This is a genomic window from Kangiella koreensis DSM 16069 (assembly GCF_000024085.1).
GTDB classification, from domain to species: Bacteria; Pseudomonadota; Gammaproteobacteria; order Enterobacterales; family Kangiellaceae; genus Kangiella; species Kangiella koreensis.
Window position 1 is genome coordinate 708,318 of sequence record NC_013166.1, and the last position, 12,948, is coordinate 721,265.

Here is a 12,948-nt window from a genome sequence, read left to right on the forward strand (position 1 = left end):
TTTGGCAATGTTTGTATCTGTTTGTACCTAAATAAATCAATGGTTAAACAGATATTTCAAACAACTGTCTAAAAAATGGTCAAATATTGTTCAAATAACTGACATATTGTGATAATATGCGCTAGAATTTGAGTAGATTACACCTAAGACCTTGATTTTCAAGGCGTTGGAGAAACTGAATGATAAGACAACGTACGTTGAAGACAACCATTCGCGCTACTGGCGTGGGGCTACACACAGGAGAAAAAGTGTATTTAACCCTACGACCAGCACCAGTGGATACAGGGATTGTGTTCCGTCGCGTTGATCTGGACCCGATTGTTGAGATTGAAGCAAAGCCAGAAAATGTGGGTGATACCACGCTGTCTACTTGCTTGGTTAAAGATGATGTTCGTATTTCTACGGTTGAGCATTTGCTATCTGCGATGGCAGGCTTAGGCCTTGATAATGCGTACATTGACGTATCGGCGCCAGAAGTACCTATTATGGATGGCAGTGCCAGTCCTTTCGTATTCCTTTTGCAGTCTGCGGGTATTACAGAGCAGAATGCACCGAAGAAATTCATCAAAATTAAAAAGCGGGTTGAAGTTGAAGATGAAGGTAAAACAGCTGTATTTGAACCATTTGATGGTTTCAAAGTAGCCTTTACGATTGATTTCGACCATCCAGTATTCAAGAAAAGTCGACAGACAGCAGTTATCGACTTCTCTAGTACCTCATTTGTAAAAGAAGTGAGTCGTGCTCGTACCTTCGGCTTCATGAAAGATATCGAGTATTTACGCGCTCACAACTTAGCGCTAGGCGGAAGCCAGGATAACGCTATTGTAATGGATGATTTCCGTGTTCTGAATGAAGACGGGCTTCGTTATGACGATGAGTTTGTAAAACACAAAATATTAGATGCAATTGGTGATTTATTCCTATTGGGCCATAGCCTGATTGGCGCCTTCTCCGGTTATAAGTCAGGTCATGCATTAAATAACCAATTAATTCGTACCTTAATGGCAGATGAAACTGCATGGGAACTAGCAACTTATGAAGATGCTAATGCAGCGCCAATTTCTTATATCATGAACCCAGCGTTATCTTTGTAACGTTGGTTTTTTGTGGTTTAGTAAAAATTAAGGATTGTATTAGGAATTAAATTTGTAGTACTTTTATCCGGTTCTTCAGACAAGAAAGTCACTTAAACCTAAACGCCAGGAATTTATCTGGCGTTTGCTGGTTTTGAAAGACTGGTAAAAGTGGGGTTTTTAAGGCGTCGATTTATTGGGATCAATTTTGATTTGAATATTGGCAAGACCTAAAAAGCCGGCTTGTCTGAGTTGAGTGAGTAACTCAGAAGATTGATACCGAAGGCGAGTTGCCCATACAGGGCTATCAGCAGTAATGACTAAACTGGTTTTATTGTATTCGGAAACCGTGCAATGTTTTTGTAAGTCTTCCGGTAAATGCTGATGAATACTATCGGTAATGGATTTGAGGGAATTTGCTTTATCGAGCAACCCTTTCAACACACTTTCGGGTGAGTTGAGAACATCAGCCACGGACTTGGCTCGGAAAGGACGCTTCATAAGCTCAATATTTCTGGGCTAGGTTTGGAGTTAGCATCTATTGTATGCTGACCGAGTAGAATTGTCATCTTGCAAGCTTGTTTGCGACTGACACTAATCAACGTGGGTGAATATGCGTATAACCATTATCAAAAGTGATCAAAAAGGGATTAAAGCATTGGAATTTGGACGTTCTAAATTATTGGTATTCAGCCTGTTAGGCGCTGCTGTCTTAACGGCGGTAGTGGCCTTGACGCATCTTGCAACTCGTTGGTCTTTGCAACAAGATTTAGTTAGTGAAGCTGCTATCAAAAAATGGCAACAAGAGCTGATCACACAGAAAGAGCAGTTGGAAGAAGCGAAACGTATTTCAGAAAGTCAGATTCAAGCCTTATCTACTCGATTAGCAACCATGCAAGCCTATTTATTGCGTTTGGATGCAGCAGGAGCGCGACTAGTCGCTTCGGCTGGTATCGAAGATGAGTTTGGCTTTGGTGAAGACCCTGCTATTGGTGGTCCAAGTGAAGACGTTTCAGCAACCACCTCTAGCTACAACGATGTAGTAGTGTTTCTTGATCAGTTAGAAAGCGATATCAATTCAAAAGAGCAAGAGTTGTCGGCTCTTGAGTCACTTATTCTGGATAAAGAAATTAGTGCTGAGCAACAAATATCTGGACGCCCGATCACTTCGGGTTGGTTATCGTCTCCTTATGGATATCGCGCGGATCCTTTCTCGGGCAAGCGTGCTTGGCATTCAGGCATCGACTTTTCTTCATTAGCTGGTTCTGACGTTATTGTTACCGCTGCCGGTGTGGTTACTACCGTTGATCGCAAGCCTGGTTATGGTATTTTCGTTGAAGTCAGTCATGGTGGTGGTTATACAACACGCTATGGACACAACAAAAGTGTTGTCGTTAAAAAGGGTGATATTGTCAAAAAAGGCCAAGTTATTGCCAAAGTCGGTAGTACTGGTCGCTCAACTGGGCCGCATGTGCATTATGAAATCACTAAGAACGGCAAAAAGCTCAACCCCTATAAATATTTAAAGAATTAAATAAACAAGCCCCAGCGATGGGGCTTTTGTTTATCTGGGCGTTAAAACATATCCTCAACATTGAAAAGCTATCATTGCGTCCCCATAAGTTGAAAATACCGCTCGAAAAGCCCGCTCAGACGTTTACAGCGACCAGAATATGAGTACAATCGAGTGCTTTAAAGATAAATTATCTGCTATGGCTAGGCATTTAAAGGGCACTAGTGCTTCAATTCATACCTGCAATCCATAGTTAATACAACATAGACACAAGAAAGAACAATATGAGTTTCTTAAATAAAATTTTCGGAAGTCGCAACGAGCGAACGCTTAAAAAACTACGTAAAACAGTCGATTTAATCAACCAGTTAGAACCTGAAATGGAGGCTCTTTCTGACGAACAGTTGAAAGCTAAAACGACTGAATATAAAGAGCGTGTCGAGAAGGGCGAAACACTGGATCAAATACTTCCGGAAGCGTTTGCGACGGTGCGTGAGGCCAGTAAGCGAGCTTTGGGTTTGCGCCACTTTGATGTGCAGTTAATTGGTGGCATGGTGCTGCACACCGGTAAAGTCGCTGAAATGCGTACCGGTGAAGGTAAAACATTAGTTGCGACTCTACCTGTTTATTTAAATGCTTTATCGGGTAAAGGCGTCCACGTCATTACTGTCAATGATTACCTTGCACAGCGTGACGCAGATTGGATGAAACCAGTTTACAACTTCCTGGGAATGGAAGTCGGTGTTATTTTGTCCGGCCAGTCCCACGAAGAAAAGCAAAAAGCTTATTCAGCGGACATTACCTACGGAACCAATAATGAATACGGTTTCGACTATTTGCGCGATAACATGGCGTTCCAAAAAGAACACCGAGTTCAACGTGAATTAAATTTTGCTGTTATCGATGAGGTGGACTCTATTCTTATCGATGAGGCGCGTACACCATTGATTATTTCTGGCCCAACTGATGACAGTTCAGAAATGTATCGTGCTATTGATAAGTTGATTCCTAAGTTAGTTGCACAGGAACATGAATCAAAAGAAGATGAAGAAGACACTGGCGATTACACGGTTGATGAGAAGGCTAAGCAGGCACACTTAACCGAGAAAGGTCAGGAACTCATCGAAGAATTACTGCGTCAAAATGGTCTGTTACCATACGAGCAAAGCCTTTATAGTCCAGCAAGTATCGCTCTTTTGCACCACGTTAATGCAGCATTGCGTGCTCATAAACTATTTAAGAAAGATGTTGATTATGTGGTTAAAGATGATCAGGTAGTCATCGTTGATGAGCATACTGGCCGAACCATGCCTGGTCGTCGTTGGTCAGATGGCTTGCATCAGGCGATTGAAGCCAAAGAGCGTGTGCAGATCCAGAATGAGAATCAAACTCTAGCATCTATCACCTTCCAGAATTACTTCCGTTTGTATAACAAGCTGTCTGGTATGACCGGTACCGCAGACACCGAAGCAACAGAATTGCATATGATTTATGGTTTGGATGTTGTGGTTATTCCAACTAACAAGCCAATGCTGCGTGATGATAAGGGTGATCTTATATTCCTGACCAAACAGGAAAAATACGATGCCATTATCGAACAAATCAAAGAGCTACAAGCTAAAGGCCAGCCCGTCCTAGTTGGTACCGTATCGATTGAATCATCTGAGCTAATTTCTAAAGAGCTCAAGAATGCCAAAATTAAACACCAGGTACTTAACGCTAAGTTCCACGCTAAAGAAGCGGATATTATTGCGCAAGCTGGTCGCCCGGGCTCGGTCACCATTGCTACCAACATGGCTGGTCGTGGTACCGATATCGTATTAGGTGGTAATTTACAGGCTGATATTGATGCATTGGGCGAAAATCCAACAGCAGAACAAATTGCCAAGGCAAAAGAAGAGTGGGATAAGCGCCATCAAGCAGTTATAGATGCCGGCGGCTTAGCAATTATTGGTACTGAGCGTCACGAATCTCGTCGTATTGATAATCAGCTTCGTGGCCGTTCAGGACGTCAAGGCGACCCTGGCTTGAGTCGTTTCTATTTATCATTAGAAGATGACCTGATGCGAATCTTTGCCTCAGAGCGTTTGGGTATGATGATGCAACGTCTTGGTTGGGATGAAGGTGAAGCACTTGAGCATAAAATGGTCTCGCGTGCGATCGAAAATGCTCAGCGTAAAGTTGAACAACGTAACTTTGATATCCGTAAGAACTTGCTTGAATACGATGACGTTGCTAACGATCAGCGTCGCGTTATTTATGAGCAACGCAACGAGTTGATGGAAGTGGATGATATTTCTGAAACTATCGACGACTTACGTGACGATGTGGTTTACAGCATAACTAGCGAATATATTCCGCCTCAATCGATTGAAGAAATGTGGGATGTAAAGAGTCTTGAGCAACGTTTAGAGCAGGATTTTGCTATTGAATTGCCGCTTCAGCAATGGTTGGACGAGGATGATAAGCTGGCTGAAGACGGATTGCGTCAACGAATACTTGAAGCAGTTATTAAAGCCTATCAAGAAAAAGAAGCCTTATTACCTGACCCTAAAATGATGCGTCAGCTTGAAAAGCAAGTCATGTTGCAAGAGCTTGACCGTCACTGGAAAGAACATCTGGCTAATATGGACCACCTGCGCCAAGGTATCTGGATGCGTAGTCATGCACAGAAAAACCCTAAGCAGGAATATAAGCGTGAAGCCTTCGACCTGTTCTCAGGTATGTTGGATAACCTTAAAGAGGATGTGATCACTTTATTGGCTAAAGTTCGTTTCCAAATGCCGGAAGAAGTGGAAGCTATGAAGCGTAATGAAGTGAACCAGGCTGGTATGACTGCGCAACATGACTCGACTTCTGCACTGCCACAACAAAGTGAGACGGCGCGTCAGGCAGACACCTTTGTCCGTGAGCAACCTAAAGTTGGGCGTAATGAACCTTGCCCATGTGGTTCAGGTAAGAAGTTCAAGCACTGCCATGGTAAAGTTGAGGTTTAACTCTCCCTTCAGCCTAAATAGCAGCGCTAACTTTATTATGGACAATATGATTCGGGTCGCGGTTGCAGTTATTCAGCTTCGCGACCGAATTCTCATCGCTAAGCGACCACAACATCTGCACAAGGGTGGCTATTGGGAGTTTCCCGGTGGTAAGCAAGAAGAGGGTGAGCATGCGGAGCATGCTTTGATTCGCGAGTGCTTTGAAGAGCTGGCTATTATCCCTGTAAAATATTCCCCGCTAATCCAGATAGAACATCATTATCCCGAGAAGTCGGTAATTTTAGATGTTTGGACCGTTACCGACTATTTGGGAGTTCCTCAGGGAATAGAAGGGCAGCCATTGCTCTGGTGCCCGATTAAGGATTTAGAGGATTACCAATTTCCGGAGGCTAACTTGGCCATTATTGAAGCTATACAAGCTGAAATGATAGAGGTTTGAAATTAATCCTTGTCACGACTGAGTTGCTCAACGATTTCAGGATCTAAAGGTTTGCCAGCAATTCGATGTCCTTCGCTTGCCCACTCACCCAGATCAATCAGCTTGCATCTCTTACTGCAAAAAGGCTTACATTCGTTATCATCTATCCAGGCCACTGCCTTCTCGCAAGTCGGACACTTAACAATTAACGCTTTACTCATACTTGATACATATTCAATGGTGTAAATTGACGGTATTATAACGAAAAACGAAGCTTATTTGCGATGTTAATGTGTTTTGACTAAATTACTACAGGCAGGCCTCAATAATAAAACCTGTAACAAACCATCAACAGAAGAGAATGCAGTGTCACAATCTTTTTACATCAATCTTTCCACTGGACTGATCCAGCCAGCCCGTTTTGTTCCAACTGAACACTGCGATGAACGGGAGTTTTCGGGAGATATTAGTCTGCTGGTTATTCATAACATCAGTCTACCGCCAAAACAGTTTGGAGGGCCTTATATTGATCAGCTCTTCACTGGCACATTAAACCCCAGTGATCATCCCTATTTTGAAGACATTGCTGCCTTACGTGTGTCTAGTCATTTATTAATAAGACGAAATGGGGATGTGGTGCAGTATGTACCCTTTCATAAGCGCGCATGGCATGCAGGGGTATCCAGTTTTGATGGTCGGGACAAGTGTAATGATTATTCAATTGGTATCGAGCTAGAAGGGGCCGATGATATCCCCTATGAAGAAATGCAGTATCAGACTTTAGCTAAAATAACTCGGGTGATTCTAAAAGCATATCCTCAGATTACAGCTGAGCGTATTGCGGGCCATTCCGACATAGCGCCAGGTCGTAAAACTGACCCCGGCCCGGCTTTTGACTGGGATAATTTTAGAACCTTGAACGAAGCCTGATAAAAATGAAAAAGGCTTTGAGTCAAACCTCTTAATCCGTAAAATACTGCCATTGATGAGTAACTACTCGGTGTGTGTAGACGCACTTTTTTGAAATCGGTAATAGCCGTACAGGATTCTCGCATGATCGAAACCCCATACCAGCAGCAATTAGAGACAGAAATTCCGCATCAGGTCAGTCTGGCTCTGCAAGAAGATCTCGGCGGTAGTCCTAATGAAGGAAGGGATGTGACTGCAGAGCTCATCAGTGAGGATAAAGTCGCCACCGGTAAGCTACTAACTCGCGAAGATGCTGTGATCTGCGGCATTGACTGGTTTAATGCGGTATTCCATAAGCTTGATCCCACAATAGAAATAAAATGGTTCTATCAGGACGGCGATAAAGTTCGAGCGCAGGACAAGTTATGCGAGCTTCGAGGTAATGCAAGAAAAATCCTGACCGGGGAGAGGACAGCCATGAATTTCTTGCAAACCCTATCCGGCACCGCAACTACAACTGCACGTTATGCTGCTGAGCTTAAAGGTACTTCATGCAAGTTGCTCGATACTCGGAAAACCATTCCAATGCTACGTCTAGCACAAAAATATGCGGTTTATTGTGGCGGTGGACGTAATCACAGAATAGGTTTGTTTGATGCCTTCCTGATTAAAGAAAATCACATTATTTCCGCGGGGTCTATTGAGCAAGCCGTTAAAAAAGCCCGCCAACTTAATCGTGACATCATGGTTGAAGTCGAAGTGGAAACTTTTGCTCAGTTAGATCAGGCCTTAGATGCCGCAGCCGACGTCATTATGCTCGACAATTTTTCTATAGATGACATGCGCACTGGCGTCGCCATTAATCAAGTTCACTCCCACACTGCCAAGATAGAAGCTTCTGGCAACGTTAGCATTGAAACCTTACGTGATATCGCCGACACAGGCGTTGATTTCATCTCGGTAGGGGCGCTGACCAAACATCTCCAAGCCGTCGACCTATCTCTAAGACTAGAGTTATAACTCACAGTTATTACAGGTCTTTTTCCGATTATGGTAGGCTTGTGGCTGTTTTTGTTGTTGATAACGAAAGCCCCCAATTTTAAAGTGAACAACAAATAAATCCACCAATCATATAGCAAACAGAGCATGACAAAAAAAGGGTATGTCTACATTTTGAGCAACCCAAGGAAAACGGTTCTCTATACAGGGGTAACTGGCAACTTAGGCAAACAGGTATTTGCTCATAAAAATAAAATCGCAGAAGGTTTTACCCGAAGTTACGACTGTAATGACCTTGTTTACTACGAAATTAAAGACTCGCTGGAAAAGGCTCAAGTACGGGAAAAAGAAATACAATCAGAGTGTCGATTAGGAAAAGAAGCCCTAATCAAACGGTTTAATCCGGAATGGAAAGATCTCTCAGATGAGTTATTGGCAATAAAAAAGCGATAGTTATTTTGTTATTTGATGAGCTTCAAAACGACGCTATCCTAGATCTTGGGCTATAAATTGGTTCAAATATCTAGGGGTCAGCCAAAAAAGTGGAATTATCCAATCTTTGGTATCACTACAAACAGTTACAAAGCTGACAATAATTGTCACTTTTTCCTTGGCTTGGTCAAAAAAAAAACAATTTGTACGCTTTTTGAAAAGCATATTCGCATATAACTGTGACGTAAGTCATTGTTTTTGCTCAGTGTCAGGAAATTTAACTATAAGCAGTTGCTATTGATGACACGCAAAGGATATATTTGTTAACAGATTTGTTCACACAGGGAAGCGCTACTTACAATTCGTAATGGCCCGTGTAGTTTTGATCAGATTATACGGAATTCTCTGTGAACAGATTTGAACTTAAACAATTTGCAAATTCTTTATAAAGAATAGGAGAGAGTCTTATGCAAACTAAAAAGCAAGCGGGTTTCACCCTTATCGAATTAATGATCGTTGTAGCGATCGTAGGTATCTTGGCAGCAGTAGCAATCCCTGCTTATCAGGATTACATCAAGCGTTCTAAAATTTCTGAGGCTATGGCAACAGCTGGTGCATGTAAAACTTCTGTAGCTGAGTTTGCAGCTGCCAATAATGCACTACCAGCTGATGCAACCGAAGCCGGCTGTAGTGGCGGTTCAACTTATGTTACATCTATTGAAGTAAGTGTTACCAATCCTGGTGATATTCAAGTTGTTATTAATGATGCTGAAGTTGGTGACGGTTCTGCGGGAAGAATTATTCTTTCTCCAGTTGACTCGGCAGGCGGTGCTGCTGCTGGTGCCAACATCTATGGTTGGGAGTGTACAAACTCTTTGGCTAACTCAGGTTTAGCTCCAGCTAGTTGTCGTTAATTTTTAATGACTGTTAAAAAGGCGAGCGAAAGCTCGCTTTTTTTATAAACAAGAAAAGAGATTAGAGTCTGTGTCAAAAGAAAACAAAATTGTGTTACTTACAGTTGCCTTATACTTTTTACTCATTTCACACGTTTGGTTTCCTAGTATTGGTATCACGGGGCTTGGCATACAGCAGAATAACCTTAGTTGGTTATGGGTTGTCGCGGTTTGTTGCTTATCTTTTTTTCTTATCAGTACTAGAGGGCTTAAAATCCCTTGTTTTTGGAAATGGGGCTCTATCGCCTTAGCCTGTTCTTTACTTCCTTTCGTTATTATTCATGATTTTGCAATTTTTAGAAGTGGCTTGTTACTTGTTGCAGGGTACTTAACGATATGGATATTTATTTTAGCTTTATATCAATTTGATGCACTGAAAGGTGAAGCAAATAAACTCATACTAATAATTCTCGGAGCTGTTTTTATACAGGTTATCTGGGGAGCTTATGAAATCATCAGTGCCTCTGTTATTAACTATCAAAGTGGGCAACTATTAATTGAACCGACACCTCTTGGAGTCTTCAATCAAAGAAATGCTTTCGCAAGCTTTGTTGCAACTGGAATAGTTCTTAGCTTTTATTATATTTTAAGCCCATTTAAAGAAGTCAGATACACAAAAGTCACTTATGCTATATTTTTTGTGTTTGTTTTCCTGGCAAGCTTTACGGTTGCATATACTGTATCAAGAGCTGGTATTATTGGCCTGATAATCGGTGTGGCACTGCTTATTCCTCTCATTCTCTCGAAAAAACAGTTTGGAGTCGCTATTGGGGTTGTGCTAGTAATTCTTGCTTCGGTCAGTGCTGATTACATATCAGGCTTGGCTGGTAATATTGATAAACAGATTGTCCATGGGGGCCCCCGCGTTGGGTATTACCTGACAAGTGTAATGGCTATTTTTGAAAAGCCAATTTTGGGGCATGGGCTTGGAAGTTTTGAGCATGTTTTTTTAGAAAAATTTGCTGAGTTATATGACGCGGGTAAAATTCCAGTGGATAATGACTACCATGGTAATTTAGTTCATCCTCATAATGAGTTATTACTTTGGGGGATACAAGGAGGTTTAATTACCATTGTTAGCCTTTTAGCTTTAGTATTTATACTCGCAAAGGCTCTCTGGACGCGTCTTACATACTTCTTGGCCAGCATCTCCCTGTTTGTGCCAATTTTAGTTCATTCAATGTTTGAGATGCCATTTTATCAATCTACCCTACACCTTATAGTACTTGGGGTTTTGTTTGTTATCGCTTATAAACAGGTTGCCACGTTAAAACAGGAAGAGTCAAAAGATAAGGAGTTTTCTTTAAAAGGTTTAAGCTCTGCTCTAAGAATGGCTTCAGTAATCTTCTTCGTTTTTTTCTTGGCGGTATTTACTCTGAATATCCTTTCACTAAATAAAGCAAAAGAATTTGTTTATGACGAACAGGATTTGCAGACAATCGAATCCGTATATATAAAGTTTGGGTGGCCTGATACCTATAATTATTTTTATAAGGCAAGCCTATCAAGATTTGGACGTTCGACTGGAAACACTTTCTTTTGTAATGATTATATAAACTGGGCAGAAAAAGTTCTTGAAGTTTCTCCCAGGCTCGACTACTACAGGGATTTGGCTCTCGCTTATGAATGCATTGGAGAATATGAACGAGCCCGTGAGACTGCTTTAAGATTAAAGTATTACTACCCAACTCATAGGAAAACACAAGATTGGGTTAATGGTTACTTGGGTGATAATCTTTAGGTTTCAATAAGGGTTTGAAGTTAGAACGATTGACTTTTAGCACTTTTTATTCAAGGATATAGATTCGACTTTTAAACTCTTTACTGAATATCATGACTTTAGCGGATACAGGCCTTTCCGGATTAGCTCATTTATTGGTAGCTGAAGGACTTTTAACGAAAGAAAAGGTCCAGCAGGCAGTCAAAAATGCCAAGGAAGAAAAAGTTGGTTTAATTGACTGGCTGGTAGCAGCAGGCTGGTTGGAGGGGAAGCAGGCAGCTAAAGCTCAAGCTCTCAATTTTGGTTATCCTTATTTCGACCTCTCCAGTATAGCCTTCGAAAATATTCCTAAAGATGTCATTGATCTTAAGCTTATGCAGGCACACAGGGCTGTTCCTCTCTACAAGCGAGGCACTCGTCTATTTGTCGCAGTATCTGACGCGACTAACCTGAAAAGTTTAGAAGAAATTCGATTCCAAACAGGCTGCTCGGTTGAAGCAGTCTTGGTGGAGCCGAATAAGCTTGAGTCGGTAGTCGGTAAGCTGATTGAAGAAAAAGAAAATGAAACCCTGTCTGATTTCGATGATTCCGACCTGGATAATATTGATTTAGATGCTGTAGACCCTGAAGCTGAGCAGGAAATGGATGATAAAGCTGCCGGTGAAGATGCGCCAGTAGTTAAGTTTGTTAAGCAAATGCTCATTTCAGCGATTCGTAAAGGTGCTTCCGATTTACACTTTGAGCCTTATGAAAAAAAATATCGTGTTCGTTTTCGGATTGATGGTATTTTGCATGAAATTGCATCACCACCTATACAGCTTGCCAGCCGTATATCTGCACGCTTAAAAGTTCTTTCTGGGCTGGATATTTCAGAACGTCGTGTTCCTCAAGATGGTCGTGTAAAACTAAAAATTTCAAAAACAAAAGCGATTGATTTTCGTGTTAATACGCTGCCTACTTTGTTTGGTGAGAAAATTGTAATGCGTATTCTAGATCCCGCGCAGGCAATGTTAGGTATTGACGCTTTAGGATTTGACCCAAAGCAGAAAAAAGATTTCATGGGTGCTATTGAAAAGCCTCAAGGAATGGTGTTGGTAACAGGCCCTACTGGCTCTGGTAAAACAGTAACTCTCTATACTGGTGTGAATATTCTTAACGATGAATATAAAAATATTTCTACCGCAGAAGACCCTGTAGAGATTAATTTACATGGTGTTAACCAGGTCAATGTTAATGTCAAAGCAGGTTTAACCTTTGCTTCGGCACTGAGGGCTTTTTTACGTCAGGATCCAGATATTGTGCTGGTGGGTGAGATTCGAGACCTTGAAACCGCTGAAATTGCCATTAAAGCCGCCCAGACCGGTCACTTGGTATTATCTACCCTGCATACTAATTCAGCACCAGAAACTTTGACTCGGTTAGTTAATATGGGGGTTGCACCATTTAATATTGCTACCACGGTAAACTTGGTGGTAGCTCAGCGTCTGACAAGGCGTCTCTGCGAACACTGCAAGAAACCATCAGATTTACCTAAAGAAGCATTGATTGAAGAGGGTTTTAGCGAAGAAGAGCTGAACGAACTCACAATTTATGAGCCCGTAGGTTGCGATAAATGCACAATGGGCTATAAAGGTCGTGTGGGCTTGTTCCAAGTTATGCCAGTTTCGGAAGAAAGTGGTCGCATTATTATGGAAGGAGGTAATGCAATCAATATTGCTGATCAAGCTAAAAAAGAGGGGATTCCAGACTTACGTAGAGCAGGCCTTAATAAGGTCAAAGCGGGACTGACCAGTTTGGCGGAAGTCAACCGTGTAACTCAAGAGTAGCACTGAACGTTATCAGCAAGATGAACAAGAGTAGAATTAATACTGTATCAGATTTTATGGGGTGAGATGTTCTTAATCAAACGAACGTTTTAGCCATATTAGAACATTA

The 12,948-nt window shown here is 41.7% G+C and carries 12 protein-coding genes; 10 read left to right on the top strand and 2 right to left on the bottom strand.

The window, feature by feature from the left end; translation table 11 throughout:
- Positions 1–179 precede the first annotated feature (179 nt).
- Positions 180–1,094 carry a UDP-3-O-acyl-N-acetylglucosamine deacetylase gene (gene lpxC / locus KKOR_RS03495; RefSeq protein ID WP_012800629.1) on the top strand — a complete coding sequence of 305 codons (915 nt, stop codon included), beginning with the start codon at positions 180–182 and terminating at the stop codon, positions 1,092–1,094.
- Between the two features lie 159 nt (positions 1,095–1,253).
- Here the strand turns inward: lpxC and KKOR_RS03500 are convergent, their stop codons facing one another.
- Entirely contained in the window at positions 1,254–1,574 is a 321-nt protein-coding gene (locus tag KKOR_RS03500) for a DUF721 domain-containing protein (protein WP_012800630.1), read from the bottom strand.
- Positions 1,575–1,686: 112 nt separating this feature from the next.
- Between KKOR_RS03500 and KKOR_RS03505 the strand changes: the two genes are divergently transcribed.
- The 3 genes from KKOR_RS03505 (at position 1,687) to mutT (ending at position 6,021) form a co-directional block, all read left to right on the top strand.
- Complete coding sequence (locus KKOR_RS03505) at positions 1,687–2,607, top strand: M23 family metallopeptidase (protein WP_012800631.1); 921 nt, start codon at positions 1,687–1,689, stop codon at positions 2,605–2,607.
- A gap of 263 nt (positions 2,608–2,870) precedes the next feature.
- Positions 2,871–5,582: a preprotein translocase subunit SecA gene (secA, locus tag KKOR_RS03510; protein WP_012800632.1), complete on the top strand. Its 2,712-nt coding sequence runs from the start codon at positions 2,871–2,873 to the stop codon at positions 5,580–5,582.
- Between the two features lie 37 nt (positions 5,583–5,619).
- A complete protein-coding gene (gene mutT / locus KKOR_RS03515) occupies positions 5,620–6,021 on the top strand; it encodes an 8-oxo-dGTP diphosphatase MutT (RefSeq protein WP_012800633.1) in 402 nt (133 codons plus the stop codon).
- A gap of 2 nt (positions 6,022–6,023) precedes the next feature.
- Here mutT and yacG read toward each other — a convergent pair whose 3' ends face one another.
- Positions 6,024–6,221 carry a DNA gyrase inhibitor YacG gene (yacG, locus tag KKOR_RS03520; RefSeq protein ID WP_012800634.1) on the bottom strand — a complete coding sequence of 66 codons (198 nt, stop codon included), beginning with the start codon at positions 6,219–6,221 and terminating at the stop codon, positions 6,024–6,026.
- A gap of 163 nt (positions 6,222–6,384) precedes the next feature.
- On the opposite strand from yacG, the gene ampD reads away from it, so the two are divergent.
- From ampD to pilB, 6 genes are all read left to right on the top strand, one after another.
- Complete coding sequence (gene ampD / locus KKOR_RS03525; protein WP_041296120.1) at positions 6,385–6,930, top strand: 1,6-anhydro-N-acetylmuramyl-L-alanine amidase AmpD; 546 nt, start codon at positions 6,385–6,387, stop codon at positions 6,928–6,930.
- A 123-nt stretch (positions 6,931–7,053) separates the two neighbouring features.
- Positions 7,054–7,929, top strand: a complete 876-nt coding sequence (gene nadC / locus KKOR_RS03530) for a carboxylating nicotinate-nucleotide diphosphorylase (protein WP_012800636.1) — start codon at positions 7,054–7,056, stop codon at positions 7,927–7,929.
- A gap of 126 nt (positions 7,930–8,055) precedes the next feature.
- On the top strand, positions 8,056–8,361 hold the full coding sequence (locus tag KKOR_RS03535) for a GIY-YIG nuclease family protein (RefSeq protein ID WP_012800637.1): 306 nt from the start codon (positions 8,056–8,058) through the stop codon (positions 8,359–8,361).
- Positions 8,362–8,807: 446 nt separating this feature from the next.
- Positions 8,808–9,254, top strand: coding sequence for a pilin (locus KKOR_RS13710; protein WP_012800638.1), 447 nt, complete (start codon positions 8,808–8,810; stop codon positions 9,252–9,254).
- 70 nt (positions 9,255–9,324) lie between these two features.
- A complete protein-coding gene (locus KKOR_RS03545) occupies positions 9,325–11,034 on the top strand; it encodes a PglL family O-oligosaccharyltransferase (protein WP_012800639.1) in 1,710 nt (569 codons plus the stop codon).
- A gap of 92 nt (positions 11,035–11,126) precedes the next feature.
- A complete protein-coding gene (gene pilB, locus KKOR_RS03550; protein WP_012800640.1) occupies positions 11,127–12,839 on the top strand; it encodes a type IV-A pilus assembly ATPase PilB in 1,713 nt (570 codons plus the stop codon).
- Positions 12,840–12,948 lie beyond the last annotated feature (109 nt).

What these genes read in the sequence shown, in the direction of transcription:
- lpxC (WP_012800629.1), top strand. Translation starts at nt 180, where the DNA reads ATGATAAGACAACGTACGTTGAAGACAACCATTCGCGCTACTGGCGTG.
- KKOR_RS03535 (WP_012800637.1), top strand. Translation starts at nt 8,056, where the DNA reads ATGACAAAAAAAGGGTATGTCTACATTTTGAGCAACCCAAGGAAAACG.
- KKOR_RS03505 (WP_012800631.1), top strand. Translation starts at nt 1,687, where the DNA reads ATGCGTATAACCATTATCAAAAGTGATCAAAAAGGGATTAAAGCATTG.
- pilB (WP_012800640.1), top strand. Translation starts at nt 11,127, where the DNA reads ATGACTTTAGCGGATACAGGCCTTTCCGGATTAGCTCATTTATTGGTA.
- mutT (WP_012800633.1), top strand. Translation starts at nt 5,620, where the DNA reads ATGGACAATATGATTCGGGTCGCGGTTGCAGTTATTCAGCTTCGCGAC.
- KKOR_RS03500 (WP_012800630.1), bottom strand. Translation starts at nt 1,574, where the DNA reads ATGAAGCGTCCTTTCCGAGCCAAGTCCGTGGCTGATGTTCTCAACTCA.
- nadC (WP_012800636.1), top strand. Translation starts at nt 7,054, where the DNA reads ATGATCGAAACCCCATACCAGCAGCAATTAGAGACAGAAATTCCGCAT.
- KKOR_RS13710 (WP_012800638.1), top strand. Translation starts at nt 8,808, where the DNA reads ATGCAAACTAAAAAGCAAGCGGGTTTCACCCTTATCGAATTAATGATC.
- yacG (WP_012800634.1), bottom strand. Translation starts at nt 6,221, where the DNA reads ATGAGTAAAGCGTTAATTGTTAAGTGTCCGACTTGCGAGAAGGCAGTG.
- secA (WP_012800632.1), top strand. Translation starts at nt 2,871, where the DNA reads ATGAGTTTCTTAAATAAAATTTTCGGAAGTCGCAACGAGCGAACGCTT.